The 17011-nt window shown below is 35.5% G+C and carries 15 protein-coding genes; 10 read left to right on the top strand and 5 right to left on the bottom strand.

Annotated elements, in window-relative coordinates; translation table 11 throughout:
• The first annotated feature begins 107 nt into the window (after positions 1–107).
• The 3 genes from LB449_RS05770 (at position 108) to dnaN (ending at position 2007) form a co-directional block, all read left to right on the top strand.
• Entirely contained in the window at positions 108–419 is a 312-nt protein-coding gene (locus LB449_RS05770) for a rhodanese-like domain-containing protein (protein WP_224454119.1), read from the top strand.
• 2 nt (positions 420–421) lie between these two features.
• Entirely contained in the window at positions 422–808 is a 387-nt protein-coding gene (locus tag LB449_RS05765) for a rhodanese-like domain-containing protein (RefSeq protein WP_224454118.1), read from the top strand.
• A gap of 77 nt (positions 809–885) precedes the next feature.
• Complete coding sequence (dnaN, locus tag LB449_RS05760) at positions 886–2007, top strand: DNA polymerase III subunit beta (RefSeq protein WP_224454117.1); 1122 nt, start codon at positions 886–888, stop codon at positions 2005–2007.
• 112 nt (positions 2008–2119) lie between these two features.
• Here dnaN and LB449_RS05755 read toward each other — a convergent pair whose 3' ends face one another.
• Positions 2120–2479, bottom strand: coding sequence for a DUF4870 domain-containing protein (locus tag LB449_RS05755; protein WP_224454116.1), 360 nt, complete (start codon positions 2477–2479; stop codon positions 2120–2122).
• Positions 2480–2616: 137 nt separating this feature from the next.
• Here LB449_RS05755 and mnmE point away from each other — a divergent pair, with 137 nt between their 5' ends.
• The 4 genes from mnmE to LB449_RS05735 all read left to right on the top strand — a co-directional run bounded on the left by mnmE (position 2617) and on the right by LB449_RS05735 (position 8892).
• Complete coding sequence (gene mnmE / locus LB449_RS05750) at positions 2617–4029, top strand: tRNA uridine-5-carboxymethylaminomethyl(34) synthesis GTPase MnmE (RefSeq protein WP_224454115.1); 1413 nt, start codon at positions 2617–2619, stop codon at positions 4027–4029.
• A 164-nt stretch (positions 4030–4193) separates the two neighbouring features.
• Complete coding sequence (locus LB449_RS05745; protein WP_224454114.1) at positions 4194–4940, top strand: hypothetical protein; 747 nt, start codon at positions 4194–4196, stop codon at positions 4938–4940.
• A 254-nt stretch (positions 4941–5194) separates the two neighbouring features.
• Positions 5195–6004: a helix-turn-helix domain-containing protein gene (locus LB449_RS05740; protein ID WP_224454113.1), complete on the top strand. Its 810-nt coding sequence runs from the start codon at positions 5195–5197 to the stop codon at positions 6002–6004.
• Positions 6005–6084: 80 nt separating this feature from the next.
• On the top strand, positions 6085–8892 hold the full coding sequence (locus tag LB449_RS05735; RefSeq protein ID WP_224454112.1) for an HYR domain-containing protein: 2808 nt from the start codon (positions 6085–6087) through the stop codon (positions 8890–8892).
• Between the two features lie 126 nt (positions 8893–9018).
• Here LB449_RS05735 and LB449_RS05730 read toward each other — a convergent pair whose 3' ends face one another.
• Both LB449_RS05730 and LB449_RS05725 read right to left on the bottom strand, forming a co-directional pair.
• Positions 9019–9744 (bottom strand): SOS response-associated peptidase, encoded by a 726-nt coding sequence (locus tag LB449_RS05730; protein WP_224454111.1) that lies wholly within the window; start codon positions 9742–9744, stop codon positions 9019–9021.
• Positions 9745–9860: 116 nt separating this feature from the next.
• Complete coding sequence (locus LB449_RS05725; protein WP_224454110.1) at positions 9861–10067, bottom strand: hypothetical protein; 207 nt, start codon at positions 10065–10067, stop codon at positions 9861–9863.
• 206 nt (positions 10068–10273) lie between these two features.
• Here LB449_RS05725 and LB449_RS05720 point away from each other — a divergent pair, with 206 nt between their 5' ends.
• From LB449_RS05720 to LB449_RS05710, 3 genes are all read left to right on the top strand, one after another.
• The gene (locus LB449_RS05720) at positions 10274–11047 is read left to right on the top strand and encodes a DUF7829 domain-containing protein (RefSeq protein WP_224454109.1); all 774 of its coding nucleotides are present in this window, start codon (positions 10274–10276) and stop codon (positions 11045–11047) included.
• Between the two features lie 634 nt (positions 11048–11681).
• A complete protein-coding gene (locus LB449_RS05715) occupies positions 11682–12095 on the top strand; it encodes a hypothetical protein (RefSeq protein WP_224454108.1) in 414 nt (137 codons plus the stop codon).
• Positions 12096–12355: 260 nt separating this feature from the next.
• The gene (locus LB449_RS05710; protein ID WP_224454107.1) at positions 12356–14611 is read left to right on the top strand and encodes an FUSC family protein; all 2256 of its coding nucleotides are present in this window, start codon (positions 12356–12358) and stop codon (positions 14609–14611) included.
• A gap of 34 nt (positions 14612–14645) precedes the next feature.
• Here the strand turns inward: LB449_RS05710 and LB449_RS05705 are convergent, their stop codons facing one another.
• Complete coding sequence (locus tag LB449_RS05705) at positions 14646–16016, bottom strand: MBL fold metallo-hydrolase RNA specificity domain-containing protein (protein ID WP_224454106.1); 1371 nt, start codon at positions 16014–16016, stop codon at positions 14646–14648.
• Entirely contained in the window at positions 16013–16855 is an 843-nt protein-coding gene (locus tag LB449_RS05700) for an ATP cone domain-containing protein (RefSeq protein ID WP_224454105.1), read from the bottom strand. Before LB449_RS05700 ends, LB449_RS05705 begins: the two co-directional genes overlap by 4 nt.
• Between the last annotated feature and the right edge of the window lie 156 nt (positions 16856–17011).

Below are 17011 nucleotides of genomic sequence, written 5' to 3'. Positions count from 1 at the left end.
AGACTTTGTTAAATTTTACCACGAATAATTTATTCAGAATTAAAGGTGAAATCACACTATATGTAAGGATTATTGTATTTTTACATCATTAATATCAAATAAAAGCAATGGAAAATTTAAATGAAGAAAAATGGGTAGAAGGATTACAGACTTCTAAAAACTCTGAAATTATAGATGTAAGGACTCCAGCAGAATTTAATGAAGGCTATATAGAAGGTGCTAGACTCATCAATATACAAGATACTTCCACATTCATGGAAGAGATTGAGCAACTTCAAAAAGATAAAGATTATTATGTCTACTGTAGATCTGGGCGTAGAAGTGAAATGGCTTGTCAGATTATGGAAAAAACTGGAATTGAGAATGCGTTTAACCTTGAAGGGGGAATTATTGATTGGAGTGGTAAAGTAAAAAAATAATGATGAGATATTTGGTTATATTTTTTTTATTGAGTTCGCTAATGTCTTGCGAAAGCAAAAGTGGCGCTTCACTTCTAACTTCTCAAGAGATGAAGGAGCTTATCACTTTAGACTCTGTTCAATTGATTGATGTAAGATCTCTTGAAGCTTTTCGTGAGGGACATCTAGAAGGTGCTCAAAACTTGGTTTATGATAATGAGTTTATTCAAAAAATTAAAAATTTGGACAAAAATAAACCAGTAGCAGTTTATTGCAGAACAGGAAGACGGTCTGAAGAATGTTCTAAAATTTTAGAAAAAGCTGGATTTAAAAAAATATACCAACTCAAAGGGGGTTTATCTCAATGGGAGTTTGAAGATGAGCTTGTGAAAGATACATTGAACCAATAATATAGCTTACAAGCTTCAGAATGCCTTATTATTCATCAGAAAAAAATATATTTGCATAGATCAAATATTCTTACACTATGAAGTTTATAATTTCCAGTACATATATGTTGAAAAATCTCCAAACTCTTGGAGGCGTTATCAACAATAATAATACGATGCCGATTTTGGATAATTTTTTATTCGAATTGAATCATAACTCACTTAAGATTTCTGCATCAGACTTGGAAACGACTATGAGTGCAAAGCTTGATGTTGAATCTAGCGATGAAGGAGAAATCGCAGTTCCTGCCAGGTTGCTTCTTGACACTCTAAAATCATTCCCTGAACAGCCATTGACTTTCCATAAGCTAGACAATCACACTATAGAGATAAGTTCTGAGCAAGGCAAGTATGCATTAGCTTACGCGAACGCTGAGGATTTTCCTACTCCAGTCAGCATTGAAGATGCAAGTCAAACTGTTTTAGTTGGAGATGTATTAGCAACAGCAATCAACAAAACGATTTTCGCCACTGGTAATGATGATTTAAGACCGGTGATGAATGGTGTGTTTTTCAGATTTACTGAGGACGCATTAATTTTTGTAGGTACAGATGCGCATAAGTTGGTAAAGTATTCCAGAACAGATATCAAAACTGATAAGCCGGCAGAATTCATTATGCCCAAAAAGCCTCTCAATTTATTGAAAGGTGTACTTCTTGGCAGTGAAGAAGATGTACAGATTGAATTTAATGAATCTAATGCTAAATTTAGCTTCGATAATGTTGAATTGACTTGTCGTTTGGTAGATGGGAAATACCCTAATTATGAGGCTGTAATCCCAAAGGAAAATCCAAACGTTTTGACAATTGATCGCTCTTCATTTTTGAGCTCAGTAAGACGTGTGTCCATTTTCTCGAATAAAACAACACACCAGATCAGATTGAAAATAGCTGGAGCAGAATTGAACATTTCTGCAGAAGATCTTGACTATTCCAATAAAGCTGAAGAACGTCTCACTTGCGATTACCAAGGAGATGATTTAACGATAGGTTTCAACTCGAAGTTTTTAACTGAAATGTTGAACAACTTAAATTCTGACGAAATCAAAATCAAAATGAGTTTACCAAACAGAGCCGGAATTCTTACACCAGTAGACGGTTTAGAAAATGGAGAACACATCACTATGTTGGTCATGCCAGTGATGCTTGGTAATCAATAGGTTACGTCTATAATATCAAATACAAAAACAGCTTCCGATTGGAGGCTGTTTTTTTGTGAACAAACTAAATCCTATAATTTTATCACCTTAACATTAGTCAGAGGACATTTAATTAACTGAAGAATTTAATGCTAAGAGGATAATGAGTTGGATTTCCATCATTAGCTTTTATAGCATTGATGATTGGAAAAATTAAAGTGAGTAATGCTACTCCAGCAAGAATTACAAAACCAACTAAAATCAACATTAGAGGCACAGCTACCAAAGCAGCCAGAAACATCGTTAATTGGAAATTGAGAATTTGTTTTCCTTGCTCATCCATGTGCTCAATTTTATCTTTTTGAGTTAACCAAATCACTAAAGGAACGATGAATCCACCAAAACCTGTAAAAAGATTGATTAACTGTGAAAGGTGAGCAAAAAGCAACATTTGACGATCTTCTCTCAATATGGGATCTTGATATACTTCCATGATTTCTTTTTTACAATTAGACTTTATTTTTTGTTTTATGTTACATAAATTAACAATTAAATCTTAAAAAAGCAACTTAAGTCTCAATTCTAATAGAAAAGTAATTCAAATTAAAAAACAGACTGTAAATTTGCGGCATGATAAATAAAGATACTATTGTCGCGCTAGCCACTGCCACTGGGAGTGGTGCCATTGCTATAATACGAGTAAGTGGATCTAAGGCTTTAGAACTTTGCGCTCCCTTATTTTATGCAAAAAATGGTATTTCAGTTTTAGATCAAAAAAGTCACACCTTGCAGTTAGGAACAATACGCGATGGTGAGCGTATTTTAGATGAAGTTTTGCTGAGCGTATTTCGAGGCCAACGCTCTTATACTGGTGAACCAACAGTTGAAATATCCTGCCATGGGAGTTCATTTATCCAAAAAGAAATCATTCAATTGTTAATTCAAAAAGGCTGTCGCTCCGCTCAACCAGGAGAATTTACCTTGAGAGCATTCTTAAATGGTAAAATGGATCTGAGTCAGGCTGAGGCAGTAGCCGATCTTATTTCCAGTGATAATGCTGCCAGTCATCAATTGGCCATGCAGCAAATGCGAGGTGGCTTCACCAATCAACTTCAGGAACTGCGACAAGAGCTTTTAGATTTTGCCTCATTGATGGAACTCGAACTCGATTTTTCTGAAGAAGACGTTGAATTTGCAAACAGGGAAGAGTTTCAAAACTTAGTTCTAAAAATTCAAAAAGTCTTATCCAGATTGATCGATTCATTTGCCGTAGGTAATGTGATCAAAAATGGAATTCCAGTAGCAATCGTCGGAGAGCCTAATGTTGGGAAATCAACTTTACTCAATGCTCTTCTGAATGAAGAACGCGCCATTGTGAGTGAGATTGCCGGTACGACCAGAGACACCATTGAAGATGAAATCTCTATTGGTGGTATTGGTTTCAGATTTATTGACACCGCAGGGATAAGAGAAACCAAAGACACTATTGAAGGTTTAGGAATAGAACGCACCTTCGAGAAAATCAAACAGTCACAAGTCATCATCAAACTCATCGACACACCCAGAGTCTTTGACGAACAGCATAAGTTGATGACTGAAGAATGGAACCGCATAAAAGAAGACATTCATCAGCTTAAAGAGGCTTTTCCGGAACGTCCCTTCCTCCTACTAGCCAACAAGGCAGACCTGCTCACCGAAGATAATAAAGAAGAATTAAGAAAAGACTTTAAAACCTTACTCTTCATTTCCGCCAAAGACAAAACCGGTATTGAAGCTATTCAGGATCAATTATTAAGCTACGTCGATGACGGCGCTTTACGCAATAATGACAGTATTGTCACCAACTCCAGGCATTATAACGCTTTACTTCTTGCCTTAGAAGAGATCAATAAAGTCCAGGAAGGACTCAATCAGGGTTTAACGACAGACTTGCTGGCTATTGACATACGTCAGGCGCTTTATCACTTTGGTGAGATTACGGGCGAAGTGACTAATGATGAGCTTTTGGGTAATATATTCGCCAATTTCTGTATCGGGAAATAATTTAAAAAACTTGAAGTAGGTGATAAATCTTCATTTAATAGCTGTAGAAATTAAGTAGGTCTCTGTTTTAAAAGTTGCATTTTTTTTAACAAAGTACGGCCTATACCCTACTTGAGCTATGAGGTAGCTAGACTGATGCTCCACTCCTATTTCAAACTTTAAACATGAGTTTTCATCATTTTAAACCGTATCAACTTCCGTTTACTTACCAAGGTTACGAATTTTATAAAGCCGATGGTAAGGTGTGCTTTAGACGCGAATTCCAACGGCCAAGCAGGGATGATTTAAAATATAACAAGGCCTTTGCCAATGTGCGAAAAAGCAATACAGAGTTTACTTATATTGTAGAAATTAGCAAGGATTTCAGGCTTGCGCTAGCTCATTTATTCAGGATATCTATTCCTTACTTTCACAGCTATATCCAACAGTTATTTGTAAAGCTAAATCAATTTGATCTTAAGCATGATCTGGGACATAAACGCCTAGATGAAGCTTTGAAGCATCCTGAATTTTATAAGTTTTTTCGAGAGTTTAACTTTAGTCCTAACGTGGGCTCGTGGATTGAAGCATTACAATCTGGACTTCGTTTGAATCCTTCTCATGGCTGTTTGGAATTACTGCCTAAACAGGTTAATTATGACTTTCTTTTTGAGTATATACGTATAGATTTTGTGATTGGTGAAGTTATTTTCGATTTTAAAACGCATTCATTTACAACCAATTTTATACAGCGGTCGTTAGCTATTCATGACCTGGAGGGGTTTACTTTTCATCCCCAGTTTAAAACACCAGAAACACCAAAATTACACTTTCTAGTTTACTCCGTTTTTGCGGTTCCTGATTACGATTACACCCGCAAACGTTCCAAACAAGTAGAACCCCTATTGCATGTTGATCTGATTGTTTTATAGATACCTACCAATGAATAACGAGGGTGTAGGTAGTAGAAAATCATTAAAGTATGTTCAAGTTTGGTAACTATTGGTTTTTGAAGTTGGTGTTGAAAAGCCGATGCTTTTCAAATCAATACGCAACTTCCAACCCCTCATATTCTACCCTATCCAAAATCTCCATCACATCCGATTTAACTTTTAATTTTTTTTGTCGGTATTTTACAACGCCGATTGTGGCTTTAAGATTATTTTAGTCTTTTTAAGTCTACTTTATGAATTTTATTAACGATCCAAATTTCAAACACTCATTTATTAAAGATGTGGTTAGAATTGACTACAGAACTGAGGTGCCTTTGCAATGCATAAATGACTACGGTTACAGCTATATTATGTTCCGTTTTGGTAAATTTGAAGCCTACGATTATCAAAATGCTCCAATTGAAATTCCTAAAGTATTTGTAAAAGGAACCGGAGACTTTTTCAAAGTTAAAGCCTATAAAAACAGTACCTGGCTTTCTGTTGAATTACCGAACCACTGTTTGCATAACATCACAAATCGAATTGCGAAAAAATGTAGAAATCAACTGATCGATTTATATGATTATATTGATCCTTCTATCTTAGATCAACTTTATTATGAAATTTTTGATCTTACAGACATTTCGTCTATTACTCAGACACTCGATAAACATCTACATCAATTTTACGGTGAATGGAACAAGAATCTAGACTCTACTCTACTTGTAAATTACATTTACAAGCGTAAAGGCTTACTAGCTGTATCAGAATTAAGTGACAGATTTCCCTTTTCAGAACGGAGCATAGAACGTATGTTTTACAGGGAAGTCGGCTCTTCACCTTATCGCTTTATTTGCTTAGTGAGATTCAATTTTATTATACGAGAATTGGAACAACAGAACTACAGCAGCTTAGATGAATTAATCAGTAAATACAATTATTACGACCACTCACATTTTGTCAAGGATTTTAAAAAATTTCTGGGGCAAAGTATCCATATCTACAAGAATGATTTCAATCCTTTGTTGTCTTCGGCATTAAGCAGAGAATATAATAAGATGTAGATGCTTATATGAAATAACATACAATAGACTTTAATGACTTAATTTTTAAATAACCCTTTATTCACTTAATTATTTTTTTTATGAAACAAATCTATCTACTAATCATTTTATTGAGTTTTTCACTTTCCCATGGAAAAGGAACTCATCATTTAATTCCGTCTTCAGGATTCCATTCCTATTCTGATAATAATATTATTAATACCTATAATGGCAAGAACAAGAAAATCAAATTATCAAATTCTAAAACAAATTATCAGGACCAACATTCGTCCGTATCTGTCAAGAGTGATATTGCTTACAGAAAGCTAGACAAAGCTCAATCTGAGATTAAAAACAGTATGGCAGATCCTGTCATAAATTGTATTAGTGACCAAACCGCTAGTACAGATGCAGGAGCTGCTACTTATACGCATAGCGATAGAAGTTGGGATCCAGAGGTGATTAATGTTCCTACACCAGCATATTTAAATACAGCAAACTGGTCCTCAACTGCATCGAGAGGTTCTACATCTACGGATGAGGTTCGAGTTTTTGGAGAACAACGCCTTCGTCTCGCTTACAATGGTAATGGTGTGCCAAGAAATGGAACTTATACTTTCTCAACGACAGCTGATGCTTCAGGAACCATTTCTTTTGATTGGTTTCTAAACGGATGTCATTCTTTCTTTTTATCTAATGCTAACTTTAGACTTTGGGTGGGTAATACAGGAAATATTGTAGAAAACTTATATACTGGTGGAGGATGTTCTTTCAGTAATTCAGGCAACTCAACCTTAAGCCTCACAGCCGGACAGCAGTGGGGTATAATTGTCACAGGCGATCATTTTGACGGCACTAATCTCTTAAATGGAAGGTTTGAAATTTATAACTTTATATCCAGAAATTACACACTTACAGGAGCTACAACTGGAACAGGTACAAGCCTAGACGGTGTTGAGTTTAGTCCTGGTACTACACAAGTCTCATGGATAGCAGAAGACAAGGATGGAAATACATCTACTTGTTCCTTCAATATTACTGTGGAGGATAATGAAGCTCCAACTATCACTTGCCCAGAAGATATCACGACAACAGCAACAAACGCCGTTGTTAATTTTGATAATCCAACGGTAACAGACAATGTAAGCAGTTCTTTTCAATATGTCTCTCCAGGCATGACTTACATCGGCAGAAATGGTGGTAAAAACTTTTTTATCAGTGATCAAAGTTTTAGCGGGGCTAATGCCTTTGCTGATGCAGTGGCTAGAGGCGGTTTTGTAGCTACAATAAATGATGCCACTCAAAATGCATTCATAGCAAATGCCTTACAAGCGAATGGTATTACTGAAGCTCACATCGGTTATTCTGATGCTGCTTCAGAAGGAAATTTTGAATGGCAGGATGGAAGTACTTCAACCTACGAAAACTGGCTACCTGGTGAACCCAATAATACTGACGGTGGCGAAGATTATGTCACTATTTCTTCAGGAGGCAGATGGAATGATGTTGGCGCCAGAGGTACTGGTAACGTCAGGTATATATTTCAACTCGATCAAAATGATGGTTTTCTTATCCAAACCAATGGTCTTGCTTCTGGTAGCAGCTTCCCAATAGGAGTCACTACAAACACTTTTGAAGCTCACGATGCTGCTGGTAATAATTCGAGTTGTAGTTTCGATGTAACTATAACTGACATTCCAACGGTAAGTACCCAAAATATAGATGTTGATTTAGATAGCTCCGGAAATGCAACTATCACTGCAGCAAGCATTAATGATGGAAGTTCTGCTGTATCTGGTATATCAGACTTAAGTATTGATGTCTCTACGTTCGAATGTTCTAATCTTGGTGAAAATACAGTGACTTTAACTGTAACCAGTAATTCTGGTGAAACCGCAACAGGAACAGCTATAGTAACCGTAATAGATAATATAGCTCCTACATTAGTCTTACAAGATGTTACTGTGGAGCTTAGTGCAGAGGGCACGGTTAGTGTAGACGCTTCAGCATTTGATAATGGAAGTTTTGATAACTGTGGAGAGATCACTTTTAGCACAAATTTAGTTGAGACCTTGAGCTGTGGTAGTTTAGGACTAATCGAGGTTACCGTTACTGCTACAGATGCTTCAGGCAATCAATCTCAAAACACAGCGATATTAACTGTTGAGGATAATTTATCTCCTGCTGTAGTCACTCAGGACATAACTGTAGAACTGGACGTTAACGGTGCGGCTACAATCACTGCTGCTCAAGTCGAGAATGGGTCTTCAGACAACTGTGGTGTAGACAGTTTAGTATTAGATGTCACTACATTTGATTGTTCTGATCTTGGTGAAAATACAGTAACCTTAACGGTGACTGATGCTTCTGGAAATGAAGCTTCTGCTACAGCTATTGTAACTGTGGTTGATGTAAGTGGACCTGTTTTAGTTACTCAAGATATAACCGTCAATTTAGACGAAAATGGAAGTGTGACCATACTACCTAGTGATGTGTTGAGTAGTGTTGAGGACAATTGCACTATTAGCCAGGACATTACTTTATCTTTAGACCAAGATACTTTTACTGCTATAGGTGTGTATGTTGTTAACCTTACGTCTACAGATGCGTCTGGAAATAGTATAACAGCTGCTGCGGAAGTAACCGTTGATAACACTCTTAGTGTTGATGATATTGATTTGAACGTGGAAATCAAGCTTTACCCAAACCCAGCCTCTGATAATATTTACTTTGAAATCTCCAATGCTAAAATTCAAAGTATCAGTATTTACGATATCAATGGTAGACTGATAAAAACCAGTGATAACATTTCGATAAATGTAAGTGAACTCTCTAGTGGTATTTATTTTGCTAAAGTAGAGGGTGAAAGAATGAAAACATTTAAAGTGTTAAGGTTTATAAAGAAATAAGATTTCATCCTTGATTTGAAAAAGGCTTCTCCGTTGGAGAGGCTTTTTTTATTATATTTCATCAGTAACTATTTTAGGATATCAAAAAAAAGATATTTCCGTAAAGTATATTTTTTCTTCGTAAACCTATAATTCCTCATACTCCACCCAATCCAAAATCTCTATCACATCCGAATTGACTTTGGGACTAAACAAATCGGTGCTGACGGGATAGTAGTCAAGTTGATCTTCATCATACTTCATTTTTAAAAGATCTTCAATGTCATTCTGATCTAGAACATCATTCAGCCACTGACTCACCTGCTCCTCATTAAAAATAACAGGCTGCCGATTCTTTTTGTTGTGGATCCTGGCGAATAATGGTGACGCTTCCTGAGTAAGGATGGCAAAAGTGACTTTATTTTCTATTCGAGTGTAGATCCCAGCCAGAGATAAAAAATATTTGTCTTTTGGTTTAAATACAAACGGATACTTACTCCCTTTATGATCGTGGGGCTCAAAAAAAGCGGAAACTGGAATGATACAGCGTTTTGAAAAAATAGACTGTTTATACAGAAAATGATCGAAGGCTCTTTCAGATCTCGCATTGATGCCTCCTCCAAACTTAGCCGCTTCTTTGTAATAGTCTTTTAACTCTTCAACTTTCTTATGCTCAGGGGCTATGCCCCATGTGGCCGCAGCAAGTATGCTTGGCTTTTCTTGCGGAATGATCAACATTTGGGAATGAGTAAAACCAATGATATGATAATGTGGTTCATCAAAAGTTTCGCGTTGGTTCTCATCGCTGAGCTTTACGTTATACTGTTCTTCCAGTTTTTCAACCTTTTGAATTTGAGAAGTGTGGGCACACATAGACTTTAGATTTACAGTTTACGTTATAAGAATTTCAATAGTGGTCTATTAAAATTCAAACTCCCATTGCAAATATTGCAATGGGAGTTTGAAATGGGATAGTTTGTTATCCTATATTAATCATCGCTGTTTCGGCTTTTAGCCCAAATAGCGATTCCTGCAATAGTGATTAAGCTTCCTACAACTAAAGCTAAATTACCATCGCGCTGTACTTTTTTAGCTTTATTCAGCTGTTTAGAGCCTATGCCATTTTCCGCAATGTAATCCTCCAAGGCTGTAATTTTTCCTTCTAATTCTTCTTTAATCTTATTGGTAAATTCCATGATTGATAGTATTATATTTAATTATGACATTAATATAAAAGGATCATCCTTAAATTAAGGTTGATTTCTATGTTTTAGGAAAGCTTTGTGATACTTTTTGTAATTCTATTTGGCTATGCACAATGAAAATGTACTTTTATAAGTAGAAAAAAAAATAAAAAATGATTTCAGTTAATTTAAATCTGGAATTATAAAAGATAAAACCATTGAAAAAGTGGAAAAAATACATGATTGATAATTACATCAAAAACTTAAAGTTGTGCTGTCTTGATAAGCAACACGATTACAATTACATCAAACTGTTTGATTTTACTGAGGAAGAGCTTAAACTCATAAATTCTGAGGTTAAGCTTGAATCTATACTGGAAACTGATAAGCCTCTACTCTATCTCTTAGAATCTGGTCGAATAGATTTTGTTGTTTATATACTACACTCGAATTATCTAAAGTTTGATATAAATGAAACTGATCAAGACAAGACCTTATTTATCAGTTTTGTCGGTTATTATTTATCACAACCTCCAGAAGATTTTAAAGAAAATTACCTCGATTTTGAGGATAGAATTTTACTCCTATTTCGCAGAGGCTATGCCATCAAAAATGAAGATAAAGACTTCATCATAGCACAAAAACACATTTCTGATCCAAGACATTTAAAGCACCTGCTTTTTGCGAGTTATGCCTTAAAACTTAATAACCTAAAATTAATCTATGCGTTAAGGAACCATATGGATTTAATTACCTGCCTGGCCTGTTTAAAAAACGACATCAATATCGGAAATTATAAGACTTTAGATTTGCTCATAAAAGCAACGATCAGATGGAGTGATTATCAAAATGAGATAATCGATTACATTAAGAAAACTAGAAAAACACAATACGACTACTTAGCAAAAAAGCTGACCGAAGAGAGACGTAGCATCAGTGAAAAAATAACGGATCCCAACCTAAGAGTGGTTCTTAAAAGGTTATTTATTTAAAATATACTTTCATATATCACATTCTGGCTTATGATTTTCTAATAACAAAAAGCAAAACCTAACCTCAGAATAAAATCACCTTAATTAAGCTAAAAATTGGATGATTTAGTTCAACTTTGTATCTCAAAAGGGACAAGTTACTAGAAAATTGAGTGAATTATAAATTTTATTTTAATTGATAAACTGATTAATAGCTTATTAAAAAAAGTACAACTATGGTTTCATCAAAATGAATGTAGAATTTCATCATTTGGTTCTTTTTGTGCTCATGCAGCCCCCGTCAATGCTTAAATTTTAATTTCTTCTCGGAAATATGCAAAAAGTTGTACCTCCATATTTTGAAGCTATATCTATACTGATGTTTCTTGTTTCTGTATTGAAAAGTAGACTTGTAAAATAATTTAAAGATGAACAAGCCAGCATCTGATAAAATACCCAAAAAAGGAAAGAAAACTACAGAGTCGTTGCTATCTCTGATATATTATTTTGCTAAGGATTGGATGCGTCCGTCGCCAAAACATTCTGTTATACAACAGATTCTTCTTTTTATTTTAAAATTACCCGTTTTGATCTTGTTTCTGACCTTATCCCCGGTCATTTTTATATTCATGTTCATAACTCTAGTTATCGGGTTATGAGACAGGAAAGACCAATCATCATCCTAGTGGTGGTTTCAGGATTGCTTTTTTTGATCCATCAATACGTTCAATTGGTGATTCAACTTAACATAGCTTTTCTAGATAACTATTTAGATCCTGTAGTCCTTATGCCCCTCATATTATATGCCCTGCTTTGGGAACGCAGACTTATTTTACGCAATAGAAATTCAGTATTGTCTTACACCGATATACTTGGCTACTTTTTAATTATGGTGCTGATTGGAGAAGTCCTCTTTCCAGTTATCAGCAATACATTTACGGCAGACTATTGGGACATTCCTGCCTATGCATTTGGAACTCTATCTTATGTCTTAGCAAGGAAGGTTTCTAAGGTTAGAAAATTAAAAGATTACAAATCTTTACCTCGAGAATATTTAGAAAATAAATGAGAAAAACATCAAAGCATTACCAGTGAAATTTATTCAAACGTATTATCTTCTTATTGAAAGCGTTTAATTTACAACTGAATTCACATTGATTTGCAGATGACTATGCTTATAAGTTTTCATTTTAGTACTTATAAAATTTAATTTGAAGAAAAGTCTGTTTTGAAAATACCTCAAGCTTTTATCTAAAAATCATATCTATTAAAGATATCATAAGCCGTAGTTATTGCTATAGATTAAATTAACTTTACGGTAAAAAGAAGTTGAAAGAAACCATCAAGCAACTCGAGTTGTTCTTCAAAAGTTCAAATTTTGATCGTGGAATTCGTGTTGGTATTGCACTTGCTCTTCCGTTTGCTATTCTCTACGCTTTAGGTTATTTTGAATTCGCTATACCCATTGTTCTGGGTGCTTTCTTAAATGCTCCAGGGGATATGCCGGGTAGTAGAAAGCGGAAGATTAATGCTATTTTAATCAGCACTGGTTTAACTATGCTGATTACTGCAATTATTTTATTTGCAAAGCCTTATCTGCCAGTTTTATTGATTGCAATGGGAGTAATTGCCTTTTTTGTATCTCTGCTTTCAGTTTATGGATTTAGAGCTTCTTTGGTCTCATTTTCGGGCTTACTAGCCATGGTTATCGCCTTTGCAGTAGATAAAACAAGCCTTACAGCAATTCTGATTCAAGTAGTATTTTTGGGTGTTGGAGGCTTATGGTATCTGGCAGTATCATTGTCTTTCCAGATTATTTTTCCAAAGAAAGACCAAAATCAATTATTATCTGATACGCTTCACTTAACAGGTGATTATTTAAAACTTCGTGCTAAGCTTCTCTCCACAACAAAAAAACGAGATCAGTATCTTAGGCAAAGTTTCGTCTTTCAAAATCAAATCAACGATAAACATGAGACCCTTCGCGAGGTATTGCTAAACGTGAGAAAGCGTTCTGGTCGCTCAAGATACGAAGAGAAGCAATTGTTGATTTTCCTATCGTCCATCAAGATTTTTGAGCTCATCGAAGCTGAGCAAATGAATTATGAGACCATCGATAAGACATTTAAGGGAAGGAAGGAATTTCTTAAACCAGCTAAGCAGCTTAATAATGTTATGGGGGACCATCTTATTCGCCTCTCGGAAGTATTGATGCAAAACGATCCTCTGCCAAGGAAAGATGAGTTGCTAACTGCCCTTGATAAGACAAACGACTCTATAAGAGATTACATTGATGAATTTAAGTTACCACAGGCCAGAGAAGGTGCATTGATTTTAAAAAATCTTTACGATTATCAGGAACAATTGCTTGAAGAAATAATGGCCATCAGGAGGACTATGGCAAATGTGAAAGAGGCTTCAAAAGTTTCTTTAAAAAGACAAGATGCCAGTCAATTTCTGACACTACATGAGTATAGATTGAATATGATTTTGCAAAACTTAAGTCTTGATTCTACGTTATTCAGACATTCTTTGAGGCTCAGCATTGCCATGTTATTTGCCTACAGCCTGGGTCTATTTTTTGAAATTCAAAATACCTATTGGATTTTACTTACTATCATAGTCATCATGCGTCCAAGTTATGGGTTGACCAAAGAACGCTCTAAAGATCGAATTATAGGCACCGTAATAGGAGCCGTGATTGCTGTAGGAATTGTTTTGCTAACTCAAAATCAAATTTTATATGCGGTTTTAGCTTTAATATCACTAGTTTTTGCTTTTGCGTTAATTCAACAAAACTATAAGTCAGCTGCTGCGCTTATAACGATTAGCATTGTCTTTGTGTATTCTTTTATAAATCCTGAAGCTTTAGAGGTGATTCAATTTAGAGTTTTAGATACACTTATAGGTGCTGTGATTGCTGTTGTAGCCAATTATAGCCTACTGCCAAGCTGGGAAGTTTTTAATCTGAAACAGGTCCTTATCAAAGCCTTAAAGGCTAATAAGGCATATCTTCATGCAACACAGGATTTGTATCAAGACCCAAGTAGTCATACACTAGCTTACAATCTATCAAGAAAAGAAGCCTTTTTGGCTATCAGTCAACTCAATGCTGCTTTTCAAAGACTCACCCAAGATCCCAAATCAAAGCAAAAAGAATTTCAATTGATTTATGAAATGGTGACACTTCACCAGACATTGCTTTCTGCGATAGCTTCTATCGGTAACTTTATCGCTCAGCATCAAACCACACCTGCTTCAGTTGAGTTTAATGTACTGATCAAAAGGATTTCCAATACACTTCAAGGGGCGCTGGACATCCTGGAGCAAACCTCATCCCAAGACCCTATTGCCAAAGCCAAAGCTGACGAAGCTCAGGAAAAATTACTGAATGAGTATAAACGTTTAGCGCATTTAAGAGACGAAAACATTAAGCAAGGGAATGAAAAGCTGGATACTGAAACCTTACATGCCTTGCAGGAAGCCTATTTGATTTCAAATCATCTGGGGTGGTTGGTGTCATTATCAGATAACTTGAAACGCTCCACAAAAAAATATGATCAGACAATTTTACAGCTTGAATAAGAAAGAAATAAGCTATCGAATTTAAATTTTAAATTCAGATTGAAAGTTCTACTACCTCATTTAGTTTTGGAATACTGACCTCCCAGGAATACGTATCTTGAATTTTTACTTTAAGCGTTTGTAAGGCCGTAGGCTCTCCGTGAACTAAAAATGTGTGTCGAGGCCGTTCTTTAATTTCGCTGATCCACTCCAAAATCCCTTTTTGATCGGCATGAGCAGATAAGGTTTCTATATGGTGAACTTCAGCCTTGACCGCATAATATTTTCCATAGAATTTTAATTCATGTGCCCCTTCTAATAATTGTCTGCCCCTTGTTCCCTCAGCTTGGTAACCTACCAGCAGTATATTGGTGTTGGACTTATCAACAAGTTGCTTGAGATACGTTAAAACTCTTCCACCCGTTACCATACCACTTCCAGCAATCACTATTTTCGGTCTTGGATCATCAATAGTCTCCCAGGTCTCTTTGTAAGAAGTAATAATCTTCATGCGATCTGTCATTGCTGAAAATTCTTCAAGTGAAATTTTATGCCATTCCGGAAATCGTTCAAATACGCCTAGCACATTATTTCCCATTGGACTATCTATAAAAATTGGGATATTTGGAATCTTGTGCCTATTGTAAAGTTTGGATAAAAGAAACATAAGGGTTTGCAGTCGTTCTACTGCAAAAGAGGGAATGATTAAAGTTCCTCTATTATAAATCGTCTTATTGATGAGTTCGATAAGTTTTTCAGAAACACTATCTTTTGGATGAAGTTTATTACCATAGGTGCTTTCCAGAAACAAATAGTCTGCATATTGTGGACGTTCCGGAGACCTTAGCAATAGGTCCTTCTGTCTTCCAACATCTCCGGAAAAGACAAAAATCTTTTCAAAAACTTTAATCTCTATAAAAGTGGCGCCTATGATATGACCATTATATTTAAATCGATAAAAAATATCTTTTGAGAGTTTTCGCCATTCATCCTCTTCAGCTGGACTAAACATCTTAAGTGTTTTTTCCACATCTTGTATCGTATAAAATGGTAAAGCTGGAGAATGTTTACTATAATTTTCAGTATTAGCAAGCTCTGCCTCTTCCTCGCTAATTTTAGCACTATCCAAAAGAATTATTTTGGCAATCTCTAAAGTTGGAAGTGTTCCTATAATTTTACCTTGGAAGCCTTGTTTCACCAAACGAGGTAAGTATCCAGTATGGTCTAAATGTCCATGGGTGAGTAAGACAAAATCAATTTTTGAACTTGGAAATGCCAGGTCCTTCCAGTTTTGTTCTCTTAAGGACTTCATCCCTTGAAACATTCCACAATCGACTAAAATATTAAGACTTGAGGTCTCAATTAGAAACTTGGATCCTGTGACAGTTTCGGCACCACCGAGGAAATGTAGTTTTACAGATTTCATTTTGATTTATTTTTACAAAGGCTTGAAATTTCGTTGAGTATTTTGGCTTTCCTAACTTCTGAAATCCCTAAATGATCCAAATAGAAGCTATCATTCAAGAGTTGGCGACAAAGCACAATATCTCTGCTAAGTAAGAACTGTTTTTCTCTGCTGGATAATAAAGTCGAGACAGTTATGGGGTATAATCCTAATCTATCAATTCGATCCTTTAATGCGTTCTCTTTAGGGTAATCCCAACTTAGTAGATAAAGTCCCACACAATTGCCATAAGTGATAGCATCTAGTGTAAAACGTGTATTGGTCACTACCCAGGCTTCATTAGGTCTTTCCTCACTATCAACATCTCTAGCAATGATATCTCGATACCTGGAATGGATATATAATGGGATTTTTACATTACAAGTGGAAGCCTTGTCATTATGAAATTTACACTCTGCCAGTATTCGATGCTCGTCTTTACGAGCAATTACATCTACCTCATGAGATACACATTTCCCCTTTAATATTTGTCCTACTTTCACTTCATAACCACTATACTTCATTAATTCTCCAATAAATTTTTCAAAAGGAAAACCAGTGGGTCCCAATTCATATATCGCTTTTTTGAGCTTGTATTTAGAAGCATAAATGGGCTTGCTTTTTTTTAATAAGGCAAAGGCTCTATTGTAAATTTCCTTGGTAGAAATACCCTGATACAGCTCATCTCTTACACTATTGAGCACGCGATCTACTGTAGATTTATCGGCACCACTACGGAATAAGCTATTTCGCAATTTTGAAAGCGAAAAATCAGCTTTCTCCCCAGAGGACTTAACGACTTGAAAGTTTTTCTTTGACATACTATAAATGTATTAAAACCCTATTTCAAAAAGTATGACAATTGTCAACTTTCTGAAAATCATGTGATTAATACTTTGAAGTGATAAAATTGATCACAGCATATTATCAATCTTAAGTTTTCGATTTAACCTATTAAATTTTATTGCAAAGGCTTG

Origin of the sequence: Psychroflexus lacisalsi (genome assembly GCF_020164495.1) — a bacterium.
GTDB lineage: Bacteria > Bacteroidota > Bacteroidia > Flavobacteriales > Flavobacteriaceae > Psychroflexus > Psychroflexus lacisalsi.
The sequence above is the reverse complement of the archived record's forward strand: the minus strand, read 5'-3'. Positions and strand labels throughout refer to the sequence as shown.